Genomic DNA, 24,669 nt, shown 5'->3' with positions numbered 1-24,669 from the left:
CCCCAGCGTTATGCCGCGTTTGTGACAGAGCCTGTCGGTAACGGAATAATGCCCATGCTATATTCCGGGCCTTTACGCCGCGCAGCAGAGGCTTTTCGATGGTAATCAAGAAGACCGGTATCCGCGCCCAGCAAGCCGACCAGACCCGCGCGCGGATTCTCCAGGCGGCGGTCAAGGTCTTCACCCGCGACGGCTATTCCGGCGGGCGTGTGGAAAGCATTTCCCGCGAGGCCGACTCCAACGACCGCATGCTGTATTACTACTTCGGCAGCAAGGAGCACCTGTTTGTGTGTGTGCTGGAGCACACCTATGAACAGTTCAACAAAGCCGAGAGCAAACTCAAGCTCGACCTGAGTGCGCCGGTGCAAGCGTTGCAGGCGCTGGTGGGGTTTATCTGGAATTATTACGTCAAGCATCCCGAGTTTGTGGCGATCCTGAGCATCGAGAACCTGCACCAGGGCAAGCATGCGAAGCAGTCGGGTGAACTGCGGCGGTTGTCAGGGGAGGCGGTTGGGGTGTTGCGGCCGATCATCGAAGCGGGCCAGGCGCAGGGGGTGTTTCGTGAAGATGTGGACATCAAGCATGTGTACTTGATGATTGCTTCGTTGTGCTACTTCTATAACTCCAACCAGCACACGCTGAGTTCGTTTTTGGGGGAGGATTTGGCGGATAAGCGCCAGCAGCGGGATTGGCTGGGGTTTATCAGTGATCTGGTGTTGCGCGGGGTATGCGTGACACCGCCCATCCAACGGTAAAACCTGGATCTAAATGTGGGAGCGGGCTTGCTCGCGAATGCGGTGTATCAGTCAATATATTTGGCGACTGACGAACCGCTTTCGCGAGCAAGCCCGCTCCCACATTTTTTGACCGTGTGAATCAATGGGTACCGGGATTGGCTCGCAGGTGTGCCACGGTTTGCTCCAGGCCTTCCCACTGCGGTGCATGGGGTGCGAAGCGCCCGCGCAGGTAGGCGGCCAACTCCGCCACTTGGGTGTTCGACAGGCTGTCCTTGAACGCCGGCATGTAACCCAGATCCCTGGTCGCCGGAGTGCTGATCCCTTGCAAAATCACCTTGATCAGGTTGTCCGGTTGATCGCTGTGCACATTGGTATTGGTCGCCAGTGACGGGCTGACGCCGAACAGCTTCGGGCCCTGTCCGTCGGCATGGCAGGCCTTGCATGAACCTTCGAATACCCGTCGCCCATTCGCATTGGGCACCGTCGCAGCTGCCACCACCTGCGCTTCGGCGGCGCCGCTGTCGTTCAGCGAAGCCAGGTACACCGCCATCGCGCGGATGTCGGTCTTGGGCAGTTTCGCCAGTTCAGTCACGACCGGTCCCATCGGCCCCGTTGCCACGCCATGGGCATCGGAATAACCAGTGCTCAGGTAGCTGAACAATTGGTCTTCGGTCCACGGCGTCGGCGCCTTGGACAAGCCATTCAAGGCCGGCGCTTCCCAACCGTCCACCCTGCCGCCCGCGAGGAACGCATTGCCGCCCTTCTCCGCCCCCATCAGGTTGCGCGGCGAATGGCACGCCGCGCAGTGCCCCAAACCGTTGACCAGGTAAGCGCCACGATTCCATTGCTCGCTGCGCTGTGGCTGCACGCTGATTTCCCCACGGCGCAGGAACAGCGCATTCCAGCCGGCCATCAACGGCCGGATATTGAACGGAAACTTCATCGCGTTCGGCACCGGTGCCTGGCTCACCGGCGCCTGGGACATCAGGTAGGCATACAGCGCCTGCATGTCGGCATCGTTGATATTGCGAAACGCCGTATAGGGAAACGCCGGGTACAGGTTGCGCCCGTCGCGGCCAATGCCGTCGCGCATCGCCCGCTCGAACGCCGGGTAGGACCAGTTGCCAATCCCGGTTTTCTCATCCGGGGTGATGTTGCTGCTGTAAAGGGTGCCGAACGGCGTATGCATCGCCAGCCCGCCGGCATTGGTGGCACCGCCCGGTGCCGTGTGGCACACCGCGCAATCCCCCACGGCGGCCAGCAAGCGCCCACGCTCCAGGGTGGCCTTGGACCAGGTGCCTGCACTGGGCGGTGCAATCGGGGCAATTTCGCTGTGAAACGGCCACGCGGTAGCAGCCATGCCCAGCACCGCGCCAAAGGCGGCGAACAATGAGCCGAACAACCATTTGCGGCGCTTTTCCGGGGACTTCGCCGGCTCGCCCAGGGTGCCTGCATTCAGCGCCGCCAATACCCGCTCGGGAGTAATCGGCAGCTCGCGAAAACGGATGCCGGTGGCGTCATAGATCGCATTGGCAATCGCCGCCGCGCTGGGCACCGAGGCCGACTCACCGGCGCCCATCGGGGGCTGGTCCTGGCGCGGCATCATCAGTACGTCGATCTGCGGCACTTCCGGGAAGGTCAGGATCGGATAACCGCCCCACTCCTTGCTCGCCACGGTCGACTCTTCAAAGGTCACGCGTTCCTTGAGCACACGGCTGGTGGACTGGATCACATTGCCGTGGATCTGATGCTGCACCCCTGCGGGGTTGATCATCATCCCCGAGTCATGCCCGATCACCACGCGCGTCACCGAGACATCGCCGGTCTGCTTGTCGATGGCCACGTCCGCGACCCACGCCGCCCACGCCGCGCCGAAGCCGGGAAACTTGCTGTGGATGTAGCGCGCGTAGGCAAAGCCCCGACCACGCAGCAGGTGGTCCTCATTCGCGGTTTGCATCGGCGCGGTACGCGGTGCCCAGTTGGCGCGTTCGGCGGTGGATTTCACCAGGTCGATGGCGCGCTCGTCCTTCAGGTAACGCAGGCGGTACTCCACCGGGTCGACCCCGGCGGCAAACGCCAGTTCGTCGATATAGGATTCATGGGCGAAGGTGTTGGGCAACGCCGACACACCGCGCATCCACGAGGCGCGAACGATCGGCGCCATGTCGTTGATGGTGACGCGCATGTTCGCGATGTCGTAGGGCGGGATCGAGGTGCGGTCGCCCATCTCGAACATCGCCGCCACCGGCTCGACCCGGCCGGTCAACAGCAGCGCCAGGGTGGGCGCGCCGTTGGACGGGTAGCTGGTTTCAAAGTCATAGGCGGCGATGCTGCCGTCGGCGTTCAGGCCGCCGTCGACATCCATCAATTGCGCGGTGCCCTTGGGCTCCCACAGGTGCTCCTGTTCGCGGGTCAGTTGCACCCGCACCGGCTTGCCCACCGCACGCGACAGCAGCAAGGCGTCGGCGCATACATCATCGGCGCAGTTGCGGCCGTAGCAGCCGGCGGCCTCCATGCGAATCACGTCGATGGACGCTTCCGGGCATTCCAGCAACCAGGCCAGGTCGGCCCGCAGCAGGTGCGGGTTCTGGCTGCCCGACCAGACGCGGCTGCCACCGGGCTGATAATCCGCCACGCCACAGGACGGGCCGATGGAGCCGTGCATCTGGTATGGCCACAGGTAGGTGCGCGGCATGCGCTGGCTGGCGGCGGCCAGGGCTGCGTCGACGTTGCCCTGGTCGAGCACGGTGCGGCGTACCCGCGGGTTGTCGCGGATTGCCTGCTCCACATCGCTCATGTCCGGCAGTGGGTGGTTCCAGGGTTTCCAGTGCACCTGCAGTTCCTGGGCGGCCTTGATTGCCTGCTCTTCGCGCAAGGCCACCACGCCGACAAAATCACGGATCACCACCACCGCAACAATGCCCGGGATATGGGCGATGGAAGACTCGTCGACCTTCAGCAGGCTGTTGCCGACAAAGTCACCGCAATCCAGGCCCGCATACGGTGGGCGGATCACCCGACCGTGGAGCATGTCCGGCACGCGCATGTCGTGCACGTACGTCAGTTCGCCGGTGGCCTTGCCCGGGATATCCACCCGGGCTGCGCCCTTGCCCACCAGGCGGTAATCGGCGGTGGCCTTGAGCGGTGCATCGCCGCTGATGCGCAGTTGGTCATGCTCGCCCGTCACCAGTTCGCCATAAGTGATGGTGCGCCCGTCTTCGCCGCGGATAACGCCTGCGTCGACCTTGAGACTTTGAGCATTTACGGACCAGCGTTGCGCCGCCCGCGCCAGAAGGAAACGCCGGGCTTCGGCGGCGGCATTGCGCAGCGGAATCGCGGAGATCTGCAAGGTTGCGCTGGCAATGGTCGCGCCCTGGTTCGGCGCACGCTCGGTGTCGCCCAGCACCATGCGCACCTGGTCCATGGTCAGGTCCAGTTCTTCAGCGACGATCTGCGCCAGGGAGGTGCGAATGCCGGTGCCCAGGTCCACGTGGCCGTTGAAGGCGTACACCAGCCCGTCATCGTTCACTGCGATAAACAGCCCCAGTTCCTTGGGCTTGACCGTCGGTGTGCCGCCTTTGGCCACCGGCCCCGAAGGTGGCAGCACATCGTCGACGATCAACAGGACGCCGGCCTTGGCCAGCCATTGGTCGCGGGAAGGGATTGCATCAGTCATGGTCATCGATCCACGTTCAAGGCGTTTGGCGGGCGGCACGCAGCACCGCGCGGAGGATTTCGATATGGGTGCCACAGCGGCAGAGGTTGCCAGACAGTTCGCTGCGCACCTCGGCTTCGCTGGGGTTGGGATTGCGGTCGAGCAAGGCCTTGGCGGTCATGATCATGCCGTTGAGGCAGTAGCCGCACTGGGCGGCCTGTTCATCGATGAAGGCCTGCTGCACCGGGTGCGGGGTCTGGCGGGTGCCGAGGCCTTCGAGGGTGACGATGTTGCGGCCCACGGCACCCGACAGGGGGAAGACGCAGGAGCGTGCAGCCACGCCGTCGATGATCACCGTGCAGGCGCCGCACTCCCCCAGGCCGCAGCCGTATTTGGGGCCGTTGAGTTGCAGGTCATTGCGCAGAATCAACAACAGCGGGGTGTCGGCCATTGCGCTGACTTCGCTGGTGTGGCCGTTGACCTCAAGCGTTACCGTGATGTTCTGGCTGGTCATTCGCTTCGCCCGTTGGATTTGGTGAAGTGTCCACTACATCAAACAGTCAAAAAAAAGCGTCGCGTACCTGGGGTCTCGCGACACACTTGACGGGTGAAGTGGTTACTACATCAACGTAGAGCAAAAACGGTGCCAGAAGATGGATGAATAGCTGTGGCGAGGGAGCTTGCTCCCGCTGGGTTGCGAAGCGACCCCAAAAGATGGGCCTGCTGCGCAGTCCGGCGGGAGCAAGCTTCCTCACCACAGGGGATCGGGGTCAGGTTTGGGGGTCTTCGATCATTTTGCGTAGCAGGAAGAGTACGGCGACGCGTTCGGCGGGGTTGAGGTTGCTCAGGGTCAGTTCGGTGATGGTGGCGGCGCAGGGCACGGTTTGCTGCACCAGGGCGGCGCCGGAGTCGGATAGGTTGACCACGACTTTGCGTTTGTCCTGCGGGTCGGGTTCGAGGGTGATCAGTTCGCGGGCCTTGAGGCGTTCGACGATGCCACGGATGGTCGCCTGGTCGACGGCGGTGGCCTTGACCAGTTCGGTGAGCGAACTTGCACCGTGATCGCGCAGGGCGCACAGGGTGACGAACTGCACGGCGGTGAGCTGGGAGTCGCCGACGTTCTGCTGGAAGATCGCCAGGTGACGCTGGTAGGCCTTGCGCAGCAGGTGGCCGACTTGTTCGGAGAAAACGTAGGAATCAGGCACGGCGGGCTCGGGAAGGCGGTGGTCGATGGGGTGGCATGATGGCGGGGTTGTGGAAATGACTCAAGGATCTCATTGCCGGAACGCGGTTGAAATGTGGGAGCGGGCTTGCTCGCGAATGCGGTGTGTCAGGTGGCGCATGTGTGACTGACGTACCGCATTCGCGAGCAAGCCCGCTCCCACATTGGATGTTTAGTGGGCCAGGGAGGCTTGAGGGGCTACGACGTCGCCGGCGATGACTACGGCCTCATCATCGAGGTAGACGTCGCAATTGCGCAGCGGGATGTCCATGTGGCACGGCGTCTTGCGGGTGCCGCCGACTTCGGTGTTCGGGCCGGTGGAGAACAGGAAGTTGCCGTAGAACGCGCGGGCGTCCATGCACATGCCGTCGTTCTTGTCGTGCAGGCCCATGGCCGTCCATTGCGCCCGTGGCTGCAGGCCCCAGCCGATGTGGGAGATGCCATATACCTCGGGGTCGTCGAAGTATTTCATGTAGTCGCGCAGGTATTCGGCCTCGAAACCACCGTGGATTCTGGTGATGAAGCCCTTCTCGATCTCCAGGGTGATTTTCTCCCGGGTGTAGGTCTTGAACGGCAGCAGGATGTCGCCGATATCCAGCACCAGCACGCCCTCTGCAGTTTCCTCATTGGGCCAGGAGAACAGGAAGCCGCTCGGCCAGTGGTCCCAGCGTCCCGGTTCGTCGGCAAAGCCGTATTCGGTGACGGACGGGTATTGCCCCAGCGCCGCCCGGAAATCACTGCCGGCGCGGGATTTGACGTGGATCGAGCGGGCTTTTTTCAGCAGTTCTTCAGCGGCCAGCACGCGCACTTTGTCCTCTTCGGTCGGCAGCATGCGCGCCAGCACTTCCGGGGGTTCCACCGCCAGCAGGATGCGCGTGCCGGTCTTGAGGATCTGTTCCTGCTCCGGCGAGTGCAACAGCATCATGGTGTCGACGATCAGGTCTGCCGCTTCCAGCGCCCGCTGCGCCGCGATATTACCGGTCAGGGCCGTGTCGCCACAGTAGGCCGTCATGTCATTGCCCATAGCCCGGGGATGGTTGAACGACGGCAACTCCACCGCATACACCTTGGCCCCCAGGCGCTGCGCCGCGTCCATCGCGGCGCGCACGGTGCGCGGGTCGGAGTAATGGCTCTTGAGCACGGCGACGCTCTGGGTCGGGTCGACCTTCGAGAGCTTCAACACATGCTCAAACATCTGGGTCAGTTCGCAATCACTTACCGGCATTTCCTGTCTCCTCAGCTGCTGCACCAAGATCTTGCAGGGCGCTTCACTCTAGTGCGTTTTTATAGCGTATACGCCAATTAATCACGATAAGAACTGATTTCAGCATGGACTGCAAGCACCACGCCAAAACGTTACGAATCCACACAAACCCAGTGATATATGGAGATAACCGGTTACAGGGGATCGATATGGCCAAAAAAACAATTTTTCAGGCGTGGGCTTTTCATTTGAAAAAATGAGCGTATACACTTTAAAAACCTTGCGGACAGACGCCGCCGGCCATTATTCGAAAAAGAGGACCACGCCCCATGGGAAGCACACAAAAAATCGCAATCGTCGGCGCCGGCCTTGGCGGTGCCGCCGCTGCCACCCTGCTGCAACAGGCAGGGTTCGACGTGGACATCTACGAGCAGGCGCCGGAGTTTTCCCGCCTGGGTGCCGGGATCCACATGGGCCCCAACATCATGAAAATCTTCCGCCGCATGGGCATCGAAAAACAGCTGGACCTGATGGGTTCGCACCCCGAGCACTGGTTCAGCCGCGATGGTGAAACCGGCGACTACCTGTCACGCATTCCCCTGACTGGCTACGGCGCGTCCTACATCACCGTGCATCGCGGCGATCTGCACGCGCTGCAGATGTCCACCCTCAAGCCCGGCACCCTGCACTTCAACAAGCGCCTGGAAACCCTTGAAGAAACCGATACCCAGGTGCGCCTGACTTTCGCCGACGGCGAGGTAACCTACGCCGACATCGTGATCGGTGCCGACGGCATCAACTCGCGCATTCGTGAAGAGCTGCTGGGTGCCGAAAAACCGTTGTACAGCGGCTGGGTCGCGCACCGTGCGCTGATCCGTGGCGACCAGTTGGCCAAGTACGACCTGAAGTTCGAAGACTGCATCAAGTGGTGGACCGAGGACCGGCACATGATGGTCTACTACACCACCGGCAAGCGCGACGAGTACTACTACGTCACCGGCGTGCCGCACCCGGAATGGGACTTCCAGGGCGCCTTCGTCGACAGCAGCCGGGGGGAGATGTTCGACGCCTTCAAGGGCTACCACCCGACCGTCCAGGCCCTGATCGAATCCACCGAAAGCGTGACCAAATGGCCGTTGCGCAACCGCAACCCGCTGCCGTTGTGGAGCCGTGGTCGCCTGGTATTGCTGGGCGATGCCTGCCACCCGATGAAACCCCATATGGCTCAGGGCGCCGGCATGGCCATCGAAGACGCCGCGATGCTGACGCGCTGCCTGCAGGAAACAGGGATCGGCGACTACCGCACCGCGTTCGAGCTGTATGAAGCCAACCGCAAGGAACGCGCGTCCCGGGTGCAGGCCGTGTCCAACGCCAACACCTGGCTGCGCACCCAGGAAGATCCGGACTGGGTCTACGGCTACGACCTCTACGCCCAGCAACTGAAATCGGGGGTGGCGGCGTGAGCAGCTTTCTCTACGGCGGCAATGTCCAGGCCAACGGTATCCGCCAGCATTACCTGCGTTACGGCGGCAAGGGCCCGGCACTGATCCTGATTCCCGGCATCACCAGCCCGGCGATTACCTGGGGTTTTGTCGCGGAACGCCTGGGTTTGCACTTCGACACCTACGTGCTGGACGTGCGCGGTCGCGGCCTGTCGTCCACCGGCCCGGAGCTGGACTACAGCGCCGACACCTGCGCCGATGACATTGACGCGTTTGCCGGCGCCCTGAAGCTCGACAGCTATCACCTGGTCGGCCATTCCATGGGCGCGCGGTTTGCCGTACGCAGTGCGGTGCGCCATCCACAAGGTGTCAACCGCGTGGTGTTGATCGACCCGCCGATGTCCGGACCGGGTCGCCGCGAATACCCAAGCAAACTGCCGTGGTACGTCGATTCGATTCGTCAATCCCAGGTCGGCATGGATGCAGAGGCGATGCGCGCCTTCTGCGCCACCTGGACCGACGAACAACTGCAACTGCGCGCCGAATGGCTGCACACCTGCTACGAGCCGGCGATCGTGCGTGCGTTCAATGACTTCCATACCGTCGACTTCCATCAGGACCTGCCGCACCTGGAGGCTCCTGCCCTGCTGATTGTTGCCGGACGCGGCGGTGTAATTCAGGCCGAAGATGTCGCGGAAGTCCGACAGTTACAGCCGACCCTACAGGTCGCCCATGTGCCAAATGCAGGACACATGATCCCCTGGGACGACCTTGAAGGCTTTTTCGCTGCCTTCGGCGACTTCCTCGGCCAGCCCCTGACTGCATAACGGAGACCACCATGCTCAAGCCTTACCGCATCGGCCAAATCGTGCCGAGCTCCAACACCACCATGGAAACCGAGATCCCGGCGATGCTTAACGCGCGCCAGGCGATCCGCCCGGAACGTTTCACCTTTCACTCCAGCCGCATGCGCATGAAGCAAGTGCGCAAGGAAGAACTGGCGGCCATGGACGGTGAGTCCGACCGTTGCGCCATCGAACTGTCCGACGCCAAGGTCGACGTGCTGGGCTACGCCTGCCTGGTAGCGATCATGGCCATGGGGCTGGGTTACCACCGCAAGTCCGAGCAACGCCTGCGCAAGGCCACCGCCGACAACGACGCCAACGCCCCGGTGATCACCAGCGCCGGCGCCCTGATCGAAGGCTTGAAAGTCATGGGCGCCAAACGCATCGCCATTGTTGCGCCGTACATGAAACCGCTGACCGAACTGGTGGTGAACTACATCCGCGAAGAAGGCTTTGAAGTGGTGGACTGGCGCGCCCTGGAAATCCCCGACAACCTTGCAGTGGCCTGCCACGACCCGGCCAACCTGCCGGCGATTGTTGCCGGGATGAACCTGGAAGGTGTCGACGTAATCGTGCTGTCGGCCTGCGTACAAATGCAGTCCCTGCCCGTGGTCGCGAAGGTCGAAGCCCAGACCGGCCTGCCGGTACTCACCGCCGCCATCGCCACCACCTACGCCATGCTCAAGGCCCTGGACCTGGAACCCATCGTCCCCGGCGCCGGCGCCCTCCTGTCGGGAGCCTACTAAAAACGCTTTTGTGGCGAGGGAGCTTGCTCCCGCTGGGGTGCGAAGCGCCCCCAAAAAAAGCAGGCCTGCTACGCAGCCCAACGGGAGCAAGCTCCCTCGCCACAAGGTTATGTGCACTGTCCATTACCGAGGACTGAAAGATGAGCGAACAATCCGCCGACGCCAACTACCAGGGCGTCTGGGGTAACCGAATCGGCTTCGGCAAAAAATCCGCCCTGCTGATGATCGACTTCATGCAAGGCTATACCACCGAAGGCGCGCCACTGTTTGCCCCAGAAGTGCGCATCGCCGTGGCCGAAAGCGTCGAGCTGCTGGCCTGCGCCAGGCGTCACGGGATCAGCGTGGTGCACACCAATATCCGTTACCATCCGGGCCATTTCGCCGACGGCGGTATCTGGGTAAAAAAGGCCCCGGTGATGAAAGACATGGTCGAGGGTAACCCCCTCGCCGCCTTCTGCACCGAAGTGCTGCCCCTGGCCAATGAAGTGGTCATCACCAAACAATACGCCAGCGCGTTTTTCGGCAGCAGCCTGGCCCCGATGCTGCACGCCCAGGGCATCGACACCGTGGTGCTCGCCGGCTGTTCCACCAGCGGCTGCATCCGGGCCACCGCAGTGGATGCGGTGCAACACGGGTTTCGTACCATCGTCGTGCGCGAATGCGTCGGCGACCGCCACCCGGCGCCCCATGAAGCCAACTTGTTCGATATCGACAGCAAGTACGGCGACGTGGTGAGCAAGCAGGAGGCGATGAGCAAGTTCAAGGAGCAGTAACGCGTCAACAGGAACCACGACAAAGAGCGTGGTCCGGAAAAAACTGAGCGCCCACGCTGGAATGCAGTCGAATGTGGGAGCAAGCCCGCTCCCACACTTGATCACCTCCAACAGGGCCACCTCAGTCTTCTGTCACTGCCTTTGGAAGTCGCTTTCACAGCACTCCGAAGTGCTGAAAAAGCGGCCGTATAAAAACCATAAGTCACCGCCAGGAGACACCCCAATGCCCATTGCGAATGCAGCGCCCGCGACTACGGTCGCCGATCCGGTCCACACGCTCTACCACAAGATCACCTGGAAGCTGATTCCGTTCCTGTGTTTCTGCTACCTCGCGGCTTACCTGGACCGCATCAACATCGGCTTCGCCAAACTGCAGATGCTCGACCAGTTGCACTTCAGCGAAACCGCGTTCGGCCTCGGTGCCGGGCTGTTTTTTGTCGGCTATATCATCTTCGAAGTCCCCAGCAACCTGATCCTGGAAAAGGTCGGGGCGAAGATCTGGATCGCCCGCATCATGATCACCTGGGGCCTGCTTTCGGCCTGCACCATGCTGGTCACCTCCACCACCCAGTTCTACATCCTGCGGTTCCTGCTGGGTGCGGCCGAAGCCGGGTTTCTGCCGGGCGTGCTGTATTACCTGACCACCTGGTTTCCCACCCATCGCCGGGGGCGGATCATCGCCCTGTTCATGATCGGCCTGCCGCTGTCCAGCGTGATCGGCGGCCCGTTGTCCGGCTGGATCATGGGCCACTTCGACAACATGGCCGGCCTGCGCGGCTGGCAGTGGCTGTTTCTGATCGAAGCGGTGCCCAGCGTGCTGCTCGGTGTGTGGACCTTCTGGGCGCTGCCCAATACCTATCAGCAAGCCAAGTGGCTGTCGCCGGAAGAAAAAAACCTGCTGGAAAGCGAACTGCGCAAGGACGACGCCGACGGTGCCGCCAGCAAACACAGCTTCCGCGACGGCTTCTTCAACCTCAAGGTGTGGATGCTCGGCGGTATCGACTTCTCGATCCTGCTCAGTGCCTATGCCATGGGGTTCTGGATGCCCACATTCATCCGCAACGCCGGGATTACCGACACTTTCCACATCGGCATCCTCACGGCCCTGCCCAGCGTGGCGGCCCTCTTGGGCATGCTGCTGATCGGCGCCAGCTCCGACAAACACCGCGAACGCCGCTGGCACATCATCGTGCCGTTCTTCATCGGCGCGGCGGCGATGGCTACCAGTACGTTCTTCACCCATAACGTGGTCGCCACCGTGGCGCTGTTTGCGATTGCCTCGGCGGCGATCATCGGTGCGGTGCCGGTGTTTTTCAGCCTGCCGGCGACCTTCCTGAAAGGCACCGCAGCGGCCACCGGCTTTGCCCTGGCCTGCTCGCTGGCGAACATCGCGGGCCTGGTGAGCAACTCGTTGATGGGCGTGGCAATTGACGTCACCGGCAGCAGCGCAGGGGCCTTGTGGTTTTTTGCCGGCTGCCTGATTCTCAGCAGCTTCCTGGTGATCGCCTTGCCGGCGAAGCTGGTAAACCGCTAACAACAACAATTTTTCGGGTGAGTCTCCATGCAAGGTTTCATCAAGCGCTGTGCCCTGCTTGTCGCTGTGGGCCTGTGTGCCGGTACGGCGCAGGCCGCAGAAAAGGTCATCTTCGACACCGACTTCAACGTGCTCAACGATGACGGCCAGGCCTTTATCATGCTCGCCCAGCTGCACGGGCAAAAACGCATCGACCTGCTGGGCATGACCCTGGTCAGCGGCAACGCCTGGGTCGACCAGGAACAGGTCGACGCCCTCAAGGCGGTGGAACGCATGGGTGTGGAAAAGGAAGTCGGCGTGTATTCCGGCGCCGCCTACCCGCTGCTGCATGACTACGCCACCTATGAGGCGGAAAAAGCCCTGTTCGGTTTCGGCTGGCCGGGTGCGTTCAAGAACCCGCGGCCAACCAGTGCCTCACAACTGGTCGCGCCACCGGACGGCCTGGCGACCCACACCAGGCTGCGCAAGGAAACCGCCGCCCAGTTCATCGTCGACAGCGTACGGGCCAACCCCCACGAGGTAACGATCCTGGCGGTCGGCCCACTGACCAACATTGCCCTGGCGATTCGCTCGGCACCGGACATCGTGCCGCTGATCAAGCGCATCGTGTACATGGGCGGCGCGCTGGAGATTCCGGGTAACACCACGCCGGCGGCGGAGTTCAACTGGTGGTTCGACCCGGAGGCGGCGAAGATCGTGTTGCGCTCGCCCATCGAACACGTGATTTTTCCCAACGATGTCTGTGAGAAAGTCACCTTCGACAAGTCGGTGTATGAGCGGGTGATCGCACACAAAGGCCCGATTGCCGACCTGTACAAGCACGAGTTCGGGCCACTGTTCGCCAAGGACCCGGCTTACCACAGCTTCACCTGGGACAGCCTGCCGGCACTGTTTCTCGTGAATCCCGGGATCGTCACCGAATCCCGCGAGCTGTGGGTGGACGTGGATGCCACCTTCGGCGCCGACTATGGCCGGGCACTGGGCTACAAGAAAGGCGCGCCGGTCGGCACGCAAAAGGCCAAGGTGGTCTTCGCGGTGGACCAGAAGCAGTTCTGGGACGGTTATGTAGGGTTGGTGACGCTGCCGACGCCGGTCAACATCTTCCGCTGAGTGCGCCGGAACTTGAGGGGCTGTGGTTTAATTGCGCGCCTTTGCCCAGCCCTTCAAGGAATCCGTTGTCGATGAATCAGCCCGCCACCAAAGTCCTGGTCATTGGCTACGTCTGGCCAGAGCCTCGCTCCTCGGCGGCCAGCGGGCACATGATGCAGATTCTGGAGAGTTTCCTGGCCCAAGGCTGGGACATCACCTTCAGCAGCCCGGCGGTCACCGGCGAACACAAGGCCGACCTGCCCGCCCTGGGCATTCGCGAATGCGCGATCGAGTTGAATAACAGCAGTTTCGACGCGTTTATCCAGCAATTGGCTCCGGATATCGTGCTGTTCGACCGTTTCATGATGGAAGAACAGTTCGGCTGGCGCGTGGAAAAATCCTGCCCGAATGCTCTTCGGGTGCTGGAAGCATCCGACCTGCAAAGCCTGCGGGACGCCCGCCACCAGCGCCTCAAGGATTTCCTGAAGGCGCACCCCGAAGCTGATGACTTCGACGCGCTGTTCAGCCGGGACCTGGCCGCCGAATTCGATGACATGGCCGATACCGACCTGGCCAAGCGCGAGATCGCTGCGATCTACCGCTGCGACATCAGCCTGATGATCTCCGACGTGGAAATCCAGTTGCTGACCGAACACTTCAAGGTGCCCGCTGCCCTGCTCCACTGGTGCCCGTTGATGCTGGCGCCGCCCACCGAAGCCTTTGCCCCCTTTGAGGACCGTGCCCACTTCCTGAGCATCGGCAATTTCCGCCATGCGCCGAACTGGGATGCGGTGTTGTGGATGAAGAACAGTGTGTGGCCGCTGATCCGCCAGCAACTGCCCGGCGCTCAACTCCACGTGTACGGCGCCTATACGCCACCCAAGGCCACCGCGCTGCACAACCCGGCCCAGGGCTTCCACGTGATGAATTGGGCCGAGGATGCATTGCAGGTCATGAGCGCTGCGCGTATCTGCCTGGCGCCACTGCGCTTTGGTGCCGGGATCAAGGGCAAGCTGGCCGACGCGATGCTCTGCGGCACACCCAGCGTTACCACACCGATTGGCGCCGAAGCCATGGGCGAACCGTGGCCCGGCGTGGTCGAACACAGCGCCAGTGCACTGGCGGCTGCGGCGGTTGCGTTGTATCAAGACCCGCCACGCTGGACCCAGGCCCAGGAAGATGGCCGGCAGTTACTGGCCCGCCGTTACGCCCACGACCTCCACGGCCCGGCCCTGGTGGAGCGCCTGGAGCAGTGCCGCCGCCAGTTGGCCGAGCACCGTCGGAACAATTTCACCGGCAGCATGCTGCGCCACCACCTGCACAAAAGTACCCAGTACATGGCGCAGTGGATCGAGGCGAAAAACCGTACGCTGTAGACACAGACGCTGGCGAGGTGGCGCGCAAGGGGGCATTATCCTTTTCGCAACCACAATAAAGCGACTGCAGCATGACCCGAGCAGCGAGAATCACCGATCCTTCCTACGAGCTGATGGACGATCACAACGGTCTGTCCATCATCTATCGCCAACACGGCTTCCCGTGCCCGTTGGTGCGCTGGCATTTCCACAAGGAATACGAGCTGCACCTGATCGTTGCCAGCTCCGGCAAGGTGTTTATCGGCGACTACATCGGCAACTTCTACCCGGAAAGCCTGTTCCTCACCGGCCCCAACCTGCCCCACAACTGGATCAGCCAGGTGGCCGAGGACGAAGTGGTGCCCAAGCGCGACATGCTGGTGAACTTCACCGACGAGCTGTTCGACGGCGGCAGCCATGTCTTTGCCGAGCTCAAGACCCTGGCGCCACTGCTGGAACGGGCGCAATACGGCATCGAATTTCGCTGCAAGAAAACCATCGCTCAGGCCATGACCCTGATGCAGCGCATCGAGGACGCCCAGGGCATGGCGCGCCTGGGGCACTTCTTCATCCTGATGGAAGTGCTGAGTGCCTGCGAGGACTACCAACTGCTCTCCGGCGTGACCACGCCGCAACTGGCGGATGAACACAGCATCGACCGCACCAACCGCGCGGTGGACTACATTTTTGCCCACTACGCGCGGGAGTTGTCCCTCGAAGAAGTCGCCGAATACCTCGGCATGAAACCCACCTACTTCTCCCGCGTATTCAAACAAGCCACCGGCCGCACCTTCATCGAATTCGTCAACCGCCTGCGCATCAGCAAGTCCTGCGAGCTGCTGGCCGATGGTGACAAAGCCGTGACCGATGTGTGCTTCGAGTCAGGCTTCAACAACATCTCCAATTTCAACCGCCGCTTCCAGCAGCTCAAGGGCATGACCCCTTCGCACTACCGGCGCCTGGCGGTGCAGCGGTTAACCGAGCAGAACCTCGCCTGAAAACGCGCGTTCCTGTGGGAACCCGCTTGTGTGGGAGCGGGCTTGCTCGCGAATGCAGTGTGTCAGGCAGCGCAAATGTCGGCTGATTCACCGCCTTCGCGAGCAAGCCCGCTCCCACATTTGCATCGCGCTCACGCAGGAAGCCGATCGCTCCCAGCGAATCGTTTCAGCAATTTTCCGCTTCAGTGCAAAAAAGTATCAGTAAAAGTGCTCCCAAGGATTTGTCAGCACGTCAATTGAAGGCTGTAATCAACGCACACTCTTCCAGCTGTCGTGGAAGACACAACAACAATAACTGTCCTTCTGCAGCCCCTGGGCGCAGAAATGGAGTGCGCGATGAAGTTCACAGCCAAAGCTCTGCTTGCCTGCACCTGCATGACCCTCAGCGCCGTCAGTCTTGGCGCGCAAACCCTGACCATTGCCACCGTCAACAACAGCGACATGATCCGCATGCAAAAGCTCTCGAAAACCTTCGAGACCGAGCATCCGGAGATCAAGCTGAACTGGGTGGTACTCGAAGAAAACGTCCTGCGCCAACGCCTCACCACCGACATCGCCACCCAGGGCGGACAGTTCGACGTGTTGACCATCGGCATGTACGAAGCTGCACTCTGGGGCGCCAAAGGCTGGCTGGAACCGATGAAGGACCTGCCTGCTTCCTACGACCTGGACGACGTTTTCCCTTCCGTGCGTGACGGCCTTTCCGTCAAGGGCTCGCTGTACGCGCTGCCGTTCTACGCCGAAAGCTCCATCACCTACTACCGCACCGACCTGTTCAAGGACGCCGGGCTGACCATGCCCGAGCACCCGACCTGGACCCAGATCGGCGAATTCGCCGCCAAACTCACCAACAAGGACAAGGAACAGTACGGCCTGTGCCTGCGCGGCAAGGCTGGTTGGGGCGAGAACATGGCGCTGATCACCACCCTGGCCAACGGCTACGGTGCACGCTGGTTCGATGAGAAGTGGCAGCCGGAATTCAACGGGCCTGAGTGGAAAGACGCGCTGAACTTCTACGTCGACAACATGAAGAAATCCGGCCCGCCGGGCGCTTCCAGCAACGGTTTCAACGAAAACCTGGCGCTGTTCAACAGCGGCAAGTGCGCGATCTGGGTCGACGCCAGCGTCGCCGGCTCGTTCGTCACCGACAAGACCCAAAGCAAGGTGGCTGACCACGTCGGCTTTACCTTTGCCCCGCACGAGAAGACCGACAAAGGTACTTCGTGGCTGTACTCCTGGTCCCTGGGGATTCCAACCAGTTCCAAAGCCAAGGACGCTGCCAAGGTGTTCACCACCTGGGCCACTTCCAAGGAATACAGCCAGTTGGTCGCCAAGACCGACGGGATTGCCAACGTACCGCCAGGTACCCGCAAATCGACCTACAGCGACGAATACATGAAGGCCGCGCCGTTTGCCAAGGTGACGCTGGAATCGCTGAAAGTCGCCGACCCGAAAGACCCGTCGGCCAAGCCGGTGCCGTATGTGGGCATCCAGCTGGTGACCATTCCTGAATTCCAGGCGATTGGTACCCAGGTCGGCAAGTTCTTCTCCAGCGCACTGACCGGTGGCTCCACTGCCGAAAAAGCCCTGGCGGATGCACAGACCTTCACCGAACGCGAAATGAAGCGGGCCGGTTATCCCAAGTAAAGCGGTCTCACCACACTGAATGTGGGAACCCGCTTTATGTAGGAGCCGGGCTTGCCCGCGATGCAGACAACTCGGTCTGTCAGTTTCACCGAGGCGCTCTCATCGCAGGCAAGCCAGCTCCCACATTTGACCGCACTCCGACCCGCATTCCGCATGTACCTGACTGGTCCTGATCACCATGAATACCACCACTGCCCAAGTGCAAACCGCTACGCCGGACAAGCCGCGTAAAAGCCGCCTGATCAACCCCGGCTGGTTCCTCGTCAGCCCCTCGGTGGCCTTGTTGCTGCTGTGGATGATCGTGCCGCTGGGCATGACCCTGTACTTCTCGCTGATTCGCTACAACCTGCTCTACCCCGGCGAAAACCAATTCGTGGGCCTGGAGAACTTCACCTACTTCATCACCGACTCGGGCTTCCTGCCCGGCGCCACCAACACCCTGTTGCTGGTGGGCAGCGTGTTGCTGATCAGCGTAGTGTTTGGCGTATTGATCAGCGCCCTGCTGGAAGCCAGCGAGTTCTTCGGTCGCGGCCTGGTGCGGGTGTTGCTGATTTCACCGTTCTTCATCATGCCCACCGTCGGTGCGCTGATCTGGAAGAACCTGATTTTCCATCCGGTGTCGGGGATCCTCGCCTACGTGTGGAAGCTGTTCGGCGCCCAGCCGGTGGACTGGCTGGCCCATTACCCGTTGCTGTCGATCATTATCATCGTGTCCTGGCAGTGGCTGCCCTTCGCGATCCTGCTGCTGATGACCGCCATGCAGTCCCTCGACCAGGAACAGAAGGAAGCCGCCCGCCTCGACGGTGCCGGCGCCATCGCGATCTTCTGGCACCTGACCCTGCCGCACCTGGCACGTCCGATTGCCGTGGTGGTGATGATCGAAACGATCTTCCTGCTCTCGGTGTTCGCCGAAATCTTCACCACCACCAACGGTGGCCCCGGCTACGCCTCGACCAACCTCGCCTACCTGATCTACAACCAGGCGCTGGTGCAGTTCGACGTGGGCATGGCCTCGGCCGGCGGCTTGATTGCCGTGGTCATCGCCAATATCGCGGCGATCATCCTGGTGCGGATGATCGGCAAAAACCTGACTGACAAGCCTTGAGGGCCGCGCCATGACGCTTCAACAATCCCGCCGCCTGCAAAGCGTGCTGCTCGGCACCCTGGCCTGGGCCATCGCGATCCTGATTTTCTTCCCGATCTTCTGGATGGTGTTGACCAGCTTCAAGACCGAAATCGACGCGTTCGCCACGCCGCCGCAGTTCATCTTCACGCCGACGCTGGAGAACTACCTGCACATCAACGAGCGCAGCAACTACTTCAGCTACGCCTGGAACTCGGTGCTGATTTCCTTCAGCGCCACCGCCCTGTGCCTGCTGATCTCGGTACCGGCCGCCTACTCCATGGCGTTCTACGAGACCAAGCGCACCAAGGGCACGCTGCTGTGGATGCTCTCCACCAAGATGCTGCCGCCGGTGGGCGTACTGATGCCGATCTACCTGCTGGCCAAGAGCTTCGGCCTGCTGGATACACGCATTGCGCTGATCATCATCTACACCCTGATCAACCTGCCGATCGTGGTCTGGATGGTTTACACCTACTTCAAGGACATCCCCAAGGACATCCTCGAAGCCGCCCGCCTGGACGGCGCCACCCTGTGGCAGGAAATGGTCCGGGTGCTGCTGCCGATCGCCAAGGGCGGCCTGGCTTCCACGGTGCTGCTGTCGCTGATCCTGTGCTGGAACGAGGCGTTCTGGTCGCTGAACCTGACCTCGTCCAACGCCGCGCCGCTCACTGCATTGATCGCCTCCTACTCCAGCCCCGAAGGCTTGTTCTGGGCCAAATTGTCTGCCGTGTCGACCCTGGCCTGTGCGCCGATCCTGATCTTTGGCTGGATCAGCCAGAAACAGCTGGTCCGCGGTCTGTCCTTCGGCGCCGTGAAATAACGGCCAAACCACACCTCTGTAGGAGCCGGCTTGCCGGCGATGGCGATCTCAAGGTCGCCGCAAGGCTCAAGGGCCTCATCGCCGGCAAGCCGGCTCCTACAGCTGACGTGTTTGGCTCTAGCGAATAACAACAAGCGGAGGTCCATCATGGCCAACCTGAAAATCAAGAATCTGCAAAAAGGCTTCGAAGGCTTCTCCATCATCAAGGGCATCGACCTTGAGGTGAACGACAAGGAATTCGTGGTGTTCGTCGGCCCGTCGGGCTGCGGCAAATCCACCCTGCTGCGCTTGATTGCGGGCCTTGAAGAAGTCACCGAAGGCACCATCGAGCTGGATGGCCGCGACATCACCGAGGTCACCCCGGCCAAGCGCGACCTGGCAATGGTGTTCCAGACCTACGCCCTGTACCCACACATGAGCGTGCGCAAGAACATGTCGTTTGCCCTGGACCTGGCCGGCGTCGACAAGAAGATTGTTGAGAGCAAAGTCAACGAAGCAGCACGTATCCTGGAGCTGGGCCCTTTGCTTGAGCGCAAGCCAAAGCAGTTGTCCGGCGGCCAGCGCCAGCGTGTCGCCATTGGCCGTGCGATTGTGCGTAACCCGAAGATCTTCCTGTTCGATGAACCGCTGTCCAACCTCGATGCCGCCCTGCGGGTGCAGATGCGCCTGGAGCTGTCGCGCCTGCATAAAGAGCTGCAAGCCACGATGATCTACGTGACCCACGACCAGGTCGAAGCCATGACCCTGGCCGACAAGGTTGTCGTACTCAACAGCGGCCGCGTGGAACAGGTGGGCTCGCCGCTGGAGCTGTATCACCAGCCGGCCAACCTGTTTGTGGCAGGCTTTTTGGGCACGCCGAAAATGGGTTTCCTCAAGGGCAAGGTCACTCGCGTTGACCCACAGAGCTGCGAAGTCGAACTGGACGCCGGCGGCCGCATCAGCCTGCCCCTGAGCAGCGCGACCTTGAGCGTCGGCAGCGCCGTGACCCTGGGCATTCGCCCGGAGCACCTGGAAATCGCCGCGCCGGGGCAAGCCACCCTGACCGTCACCGCCGACGTCGGCGAGCGCCTCGGCAGCGACACCTTCTGTCACGTGATTACCGCCAGCAAAGAGCCGTTGACCCTGCGGATCCGTGGCGACATGGCCAGCCAGTATGGCGAGACCCTGCAGCTGTACCTGGACCCGACCCAATGCCATCTGTTCGACGCTGAGGGTGTTGCCGTGGCCCGCCCACTGCGCGCCGCCGCCTGATTTCGCGAGAATTTCCCGATGAAACTGAACAAGCAAAACCTCACGCAACTGGCGCCCGAAGTGCAACTGCCGGCCTATGCGATTGCCAATACCAGCCAGGGCATCGCGCACATCGGCGTTGGCGGGTTTCACCGCGCCCACCAGGCGTATTACACCGATGCCTTGATGAATACCGGCGTGGGCCTGGACTGGAGCATTTGCGGCGTGGGCCTGCGGGCTGAAGACCGCAAGGCCCGGGACGACCTGGCCGGCCAGGACTACCTGTTCACCCTGTATGAACTGGGCGACACCGACGACACCGAAGTGCGCGTGATCGGCTCCATCAGCGACATGCTGCTGGCCGAAGACGGTGCCCAGGCGTTGATCGACAAGCTGGCCAGCCCGCAGATTCGCATCGTCTCGCTGACCATCACCGAAGGCGGCTACTGCATCGACGACAGCAACGGCGAGTTCATGGCCCACCTGCCGCAGATCCAGCATGACCTGGCCAACCCGGGCTCGCCGAAAACCGTGTTCGGGTTTATCTGCGCGGCGTTGACCCAGCGCCGGGCGGCCGGGGTGCCGGCATTTACCGTAATGTCCTGCGATAACCTGCCCCACAACGGCGCCGTGACCCGCAAGGCGTTGCTGGCCTTCGCCGCGCTGCATGACGCTGGCCTGCACGAGTGGATCAAGGCCAACGTGAGCTTCCCGAATGCGATGGTCGACCGCATCACGCCAATGACCAGCACCGCGCACCGCCTGCAACTGCATGACGATCACGGCATCGACGACGCCTGGCCGGTGGTCTGCGAGCCGTTTGTGCAATGGGTGCTGGAAGACAAGTTCGTCAACGGCCGCCCGGCGTGGGAAACCGTAGGCGTGCAGTTCACCGATGACGTGACACCGTATGAAGAGATGAAGATCGGCCTGCTCAACGGCAGCCACCTGGCATTGACGTACCTGGGCTTCCTGAAGGGCTATCGCTTCGTCCACGAGACCATGAACGACCCGTTGTTCGTGGCCTACATGCGCGCCTACATGGACCTGGACGTCACGCCCAACCTGGCGCCGGTTCCGGGTATCGACCTGACCGAATACAAGCAGACCCTGGTGGACCGCTTTTCCAACCAGGCGATTGCCGACCAGCTGGAGCGCGTGTGTTCCGATGGTTCGTCGAAGTTTCCCAAGTTCACCGTACCCACCATCAACCGCCTGATTGCCGATGGTCGCGAGACCGAGCGTGCTGCGCTGGTGGTGGCGGCCTGGGCGCTGTACTTGAAAGGCGTGGATGAGAATGGGGTGATCTACCGCATTCCAGACCCTCGCGCCGAGTTTTGCCAGGGGCTGGTGACGGAAGATGCGTTGATCAGCAAGCGGCTGCTGGGGGTGGAAGAGATTTTTGGTACGGCTATTCCCAACTCGCCCGAGTTTGTGGCAGCGTTTGAGCGGTGTTTCGAGAGCCTGCAGGATGTGGGTGTGAGCAAAACGCTGGAGCGGCTGCTCGCCAATCTCAACTGACGGAACCGAATCAAAAATGTGGGAGCGGGCTTGCTCGCGAAAGCGGTGGATCAGTCAATATTTGCATAACTGACACACCCTATTCGCGAGCAAGCCCGCTCCCACATTGACCGAGTTCTCCATAACAATAGGCTGAGCGACCTACCATGACCCAGCAAAACCTCTACCTCGGCATCGACTGCGGCACCCAGGGCACCAAGGCCATTGTCCTCGACGCCAGCAGCGGCAAAGTCCTGGGCCTGGGCGCCGCCAGCCACACGCTGATCAGCGGTGCCAACGGCCGCCGCGAACAGCACACCCAGGAGTGGCTGGACGCGTTTACCGAAGCCACTCACCGCGCCTTGCAACAGGCCGGGGTGGACGGCCAGGACATCCTCGCCATCGGCGTTTCCGGCCAGCAACACGGCCTGGTGTTGCTGGATGACCAAGGCCAGGTGCTGCGCCCCGCCAAGCTGTGGTGTGACACCGAAACCGCGCCGGAAAATGATCGCCTGCTGCAACACCTGGGCGGTGAAAGCGGCTCCCTGGAACGCCTCGGCGTGGCCATCGCGCCGGGCTACACCGTGTCCAAGCTGCTGTGGACCCGCGAACAGCACCCGGAGGTGTTCGCACGCATCGCGCATATCCTGCTGCCCCACGACTACCTCAACTACTGGCTCACCGGCCGCGCCTGCGCCGAATACGGCGATGCCTCCGGCACCGGCTATTTCAACGTGCGCACCCGTGAATGGGACCTGGCACTGTTGCGCCACATCGATCCCGACGGGCGCCTGGAAGCTGCGCTGCCCGAATTGATCGAGGCCAACCAGCCAGTGGGCACCATCCTGCCAGCCATCGCCGAGCGCCTGGGCATCAACCCGAATGCGCGGGTGTCCAGCGGCGGCGGCGACAACATGATGGGCGCCATCGGCACCGGCAATATCGCCCCCGGCGTGATCACCATGAGCCTGGGTTCATCCGGTACCGTGTACGCCTTTGCCGATCAGGCCAACGTCAGCCCGCAGGCGTCGGTGGCGACTTTCTGTTCATCCAGCGGCGGCTGGCTGCCGTTGATCTGCACCATGAACCTGACCAACGCCACCGGGGTCATCCGCGAGCTGTTCGACCTGGACCTGGCGGCGTTCAACGCGCTGGTGGCCCAGGCACCGATCGGCGCCGACGGCGTGAGCATGCTGCCGTTCCTCAATGGCGAGCGGGTGCCCGCCCTGCCCCACGCCACCGGCAGCCTGCACGGCCTGACCATGACCAATCTGACCCGCGCCAACCTGTGCCGCGCCGTGGTCGAAGGCACTACCTTCGGCTTGCGCTATGGCCTGGACCTGCTGCGCCAGACCGGCCTGCAGAGCCAGAGCATCCGCCTGATCGGCGGCGGCTCGAAAAGCCCGGTGTGGCGGCAGATGGTCGCGGATATCATGAACACCGAAGTGGTCTGCACCGAACAAAGCGAAGCCGCAGCCCTGGGTGCGGCAATCCAGGCCGCGTGGTGCCAGTCCGGTGAAAGCCTGGCGCAGTTGTGCCAGCGCTGCGTTAGCGTCGACGCAGCCAGCCGCACACTGCCGGATGCCGGCAGCGTCAGCGCCTACCAGCAGGCTTATGAGCGTTATCAACAGCACGTGGCATCCCTTTAAGAGCGAACGAATATGTATTTGGTATGTGGCGAAGCGCTGTTTGATTTTTTCAGCGAGGACGATGCCAGCGGCAAGGCATCCAGGGTCAATTACAAGGCGATTGCCGGCGGCTCGCCGTTCAACGTCGCGGTAGGCTTGCGTCGACTGGGAATCGACGCGGGCTTTTTCGCCGGGATCTCCGACGACTACCTGGGCCGACGCCTGTTGCAGGTGCTCAAGGACGAAGGCGTGGGCGAGGATTACCTCGTGGAATTCTCAGCGCCCACCACCCTGGCAATGGTCGCAGTGGGTGCCAATGGCTCACCGCAATACAGCTTTCGCGGTGAAGGTTGCGCCGACCGCCAGTTGCAACTTGAGCATCTACCGGCGTTGGGCGACGAAGTGCGTGGCGTACACATCGGCTCGTTCTCACTGGTGGTGCAGCCGATTGCCGACACCCTGCTGGCCCTGGTACGCCGGGAAAGCGGCAAGCGCCTGATCAGCCTCGACCCCAACGTACGCCTGAACCCGGAGCCGGATATCGAGCTGTGGCGCGCCCGCGTGGCCGAGCTGGTCAAGCATGCCGACCTGATCAAGGTCAGTGACGAAGACCTGCACCTGCTCTACCCCGGCCAAACCCCGGAAAGTGTCCTGCAAGGCTGGTTGCAGCACCGTTGCCAGCTGGTGTTCCTGACCCGCGGCGGCGACGGCGCCACGGTGTTCAGCCGCCAGCACGGCAGCTGGTCGGCGCCAGCGGTCAAGGTGGTCATGGCGGACACGGTTGGGGCTGGCGATACCTTCCAGGCCGCGTTGATTGCCTGGCTGACCGAGCAGCAACTGGACTCGGTGGAGGGCCTGCAACAGCTGACCCGGGAGCAGATCAGCAGCATGCTCACCTTCGCTATCCGCGCCGCGGCACTCACCTGCAGCAAGACCGGTCCGGACCTGCCCTATCGTCGTCAGTTGGACTGACAAATACGCGGCAAAAAAATCAATATGCCACTATGTAAGCCACGTATCACGTGGCTTACAGCCCTGCGGTTATCTGTCCGAAAATTCTGCATTGTGTAGAAAACTGTACTAAACCCAAGAAACATGTGCAGTTTTTATAACAAAAA

General features: G+C 62.0%; 20 protein-coding genes. 16 read left to right on the top strand and 4 right to left on the bottom strand.

Features of this window, described 5'->3' with window-relative positions:
• Nucleotides 1–98: 98 nt before the first annotated feature.
• The gene (locus tag HYE77_RS28355) at nucleotides 99–755 is read left to right on the top strand and encodes a TetR/AcrR family transcriptional regulator (protein WP_177070090.1); all 657 of its coding nucleotides are present in this window, start codon (nucleotides 99–101) and stop codon (nucleotides 753–755) included.
• Between the two features lie 121 nt (nucleotides 756–876).
• On the opposite strand, the gene HYE77_RS28350 is transcribed toward HYE77_RS28355, so the two are convergent.
• From HYE77_RS28350 to HYE77_RS28335, 4 genes are all read right to left on the bottom strand, one after another.
• A complete protein-coding gene (locus HYE77_RS28350) occupies nucleotides 877–4,413 on the bottom strand; it encodes a molybdopterin cofactor-binding domain-containing protein (RefSeq protein ID WP_177070088.1) in 3,537 nt (1,178 codons plus the stop codon).
• 16 nt (nucleotides 4,414–4,429) lie between these two features.
• Nucleotides 4,430–4,906, bottom strand: a complete 477-nt coding sequence (locus tag HYE77_RS28345; RefSeq protein ID WP_008436149.1) for a (2Fe-2S)-binding protein — start codon at nucleotides 4,904–4,906, stop codon at nucleotides 4,430–4,432.
• A gap of 256 nt (nucleotides 4,907–5,162) precedes the next feature.
• Nucleotides 5,163–5,597, bottom strand: coding sequence for a MarR family winged helix-turn-helix transcriptional regulator (locus HYE77_RS28340; protein ID WP_003215338.1), 435 nt, complete (start codon nucleotides 5,595–5,597; stop codon nucleotides 5,163–5,165).
• A 189-nt stretch (nucleotides 5,598–5,786) separates the two neighbouring features.
• Nucleotides 5,787–6,839: a 2,5-dihydroxypyridine 5,6-dioxygenase gene (locus HYE77_RS28335; protein ID WP_102606101.1), complete on the bottom strand. Its 1,053-nt coding sequence runs from the start codon at nucleotides 6,837–6,839 to the stop codon at nucleotides 5,787–5,789.
• A gap of 308 nt (nucleotides 6,840–7,147) precedes the next feature.
• On the opposite strand from HYE77_RS28335, the gene HYE77_RS28330 reads away from it, so the two are divergent.
• The 15 genes from HYE77_RS28330 (at nucleotide 7,148) to HYE77_RS28260 (ending at nucleotide 24,523) form a co-directional block, all read left to right on the top strand.
• Entirely contained in the window at nucleotides 7,148–8,281 is a 1,134-nt protein-coding gene (locus tag HYE77_RS28330; RefSeq protein ID WP_177070086.1) for an FAD-dependent monooxygenase, read from the top strand.
• Nucleotides 8,278–9,087 (top strand): alpha/beta fold hydrolase, encoded by an 810-nt coding sequence (locus HYE77_RS28325; RefSeq protein ID WP_177070084.1) that lies wholly within the window; start codon nucleotides 8,278–8,280, stop codon nucleotides 9,085–9,087. The genes HYE77_RS28330 and HYE77_RS28325 overlap by 4 nt, the downstream gene beginning before the upstream one ends.
• Nucleotides 9,088–9,098: 11 nt before the next feature.
• Nucleotides 9,099–9,851 carry an Asp/Glu racemase gene (locus tag HYE77_RS28320; RefSeq protein WP_177070082.1) on the top strand — a complete coding sequence of 251 codons (753 nt, stop codon included), beginning with the start codon at nucleotides 9,099–9,101 and terminating at the stop codon, nucleotides 9,849–9,851.
• Nucleotides 9,852–9,991: 140 nt separating this feature from the next.
• Nucleotides 9,992–10,624: an N-carbamoylsarcosine amidohydrolase gene (locus HYE77_RS28315; protein ID WP_003215327.1), complete on the top strand. Its 633-nt coding sequence runs from the start codon at nucleotides 9,992–9,994 to the stop codon at nucleotides 10,622–10,624.
• A gap of 223 nt (nucleotides 10,625–10,847) precedes the next feature.
• Entirely contained in the window at nucleotides 10,848–12,158 is a 1,311-nt protein-coding gene (locus tag HYE77_RS28310; protein ID WP_008436141.1) for an MFS transporter, read from the top strand.
• A gap of 27 nt (nucleotides 12,159–12,185) precedes the next feature.
• Nucleotides 12,186–13,268, top strand: a complete 1,083-nt coding sequence (locus HYE77_RS28305; RefSeq protein WP_102369164.1) for a nucleoside hydrolase — start codon at nucleotides 12,186–12,188, stop codon at nucleotides 13,266–13,268.
• A 71-nt stretch (nucleotides 13,269–13,339) separates the two neighbouring features.
• Nucleotides 13,340–14,623: a glycosyltransferase gene (locus tag HYE77_RS28300; RefSeq protein ID WP_177009418.1), complete on the top strand. Its 1,284-nt coding sequence runs from the start codon at nucleotides 13,340–13,342 to the stop codon at nucleotides 14,621–14,623.
• 71 nt (nucleotides 14,624–14,694) lie between these two features.
• Nucleotides 14,695–15,600, top strand: coding sequence for an AraC family transcriptional regulator (locus HYE77_RS28295; protein WP_003215319.1), 906 nt, complete (start codon nucleotides 14,695–14,697; stop codon nucleotides 15,598–15,600).
• A 336-nt stretch (nucleotides 15,601–15,936) separates the two neighbouring features.
• Nucleotides 15,937–17,247, top strand: coding sequence for a sugar ABC transporter substrate-binding protein (locus HYE77_RS28290; RefSeq protein WP_003215317.1), 1,311 nt, complete (start codon nucleotides 15,937–15,939; stop codon nucleotides 17,245–17,247).
• 178 nt (nucleotides 17,248–17,425) lie between these two features.
• Nucleotides 17,426–18,352 carry a carbohydrate ABC transporter permease gene (locus tag HYE77_RS28285; RefSeq protein WP_003215314.1) on the top strand — a complete coding sequence of 309 codons (927 nt, stop codon included), beginning with the start codon at nucleotides 17,426–17,428 and terminating at the stop codon, nucleotides 18,350–18,352.
• Between the two features lie 10 nt (nucleotides 18,353–18,362).
• The gene (locus HYE77_RS28280; protein ID WP_003215312.1) at nucleotides 18,363–19,193 is read left to right on the top strand and encodes a carbohydrate ABC transporter permease; all 831 of its coding nucleotides are present in this window, start codon (nucleotides 18,363–18,365) and stop codon (nucleotides 19,191–19,193) included.
• 147 nt (nucleotides 19,194–19,340) lie between these two features.
• The gene (locus tag HYE77_RS28275) at nucleotides 19,341–20,444 is read left to right on the top strand and encodes an ABC transporter ATP-binding protein (RefSeq protein ID WP_003215310.1); all 1,104 of its coding nucleotides are present in this window, start codon (nucleotides 19,341–19,343) and stop codon (nucleotides 20,442–20,444) included.
• An 18-nt stretch (nucleotides 20,445–20,462) separates the two neighbouring features.
• On the top strand, nucleotides 20,463–21,944 hold the full coding sequence (locus HYE77_RS28270) for a mannitol dehydrogenase family protein (RefSeq protein WP_177009419.1): 1,482 nt from the start codon (nucleotides 20,463–20,465) through the stop codon (nucleotides 21,942–21,944).
• A 146-nt stretch (nucleotides 21,945–22,090) separates the two neighbouring features.
• Nucleotides 22,091–23,572, top strand: a complete 1,482-nt coding sequence (gene xylB / locus HYE77_RS28265; RefSeq protein ID WP_177070080.1) for a xylulokinase — start codon at nucleotides 22,091–22,093, stop codon at nucleotides 23,570–23,572.
• Nucleotides 23,573–23,584: 12 nt separating this feature from the next.
• Nucleotides 23,585–24,523, top strand: a complete 939-nt coding sequence (locus tag HYE77_RS28260; protein ID WP_003215303.1) for a carbohydrate kinase — start codon at nucleotides 23,585–23,587, stop codon at nucleotides 24,521–24,523.
• Nucleotides 24,524–24,669 lie beyond the last annotated feature (146 nt).

The organism is Pseudomonas sp. IPO3774, from assembly GCF_013386835.1.
In the GTDB taxonomy this organism is placed as follows: Bacteria; Pseudomonadota; Gammaproteobacteria; order Pseudomonadales; family Pseudomonadaceae; genus Aquipseudomonas.
This window is presented reverse-complemented; position numbering and strand designations above follow the sequence as displayed.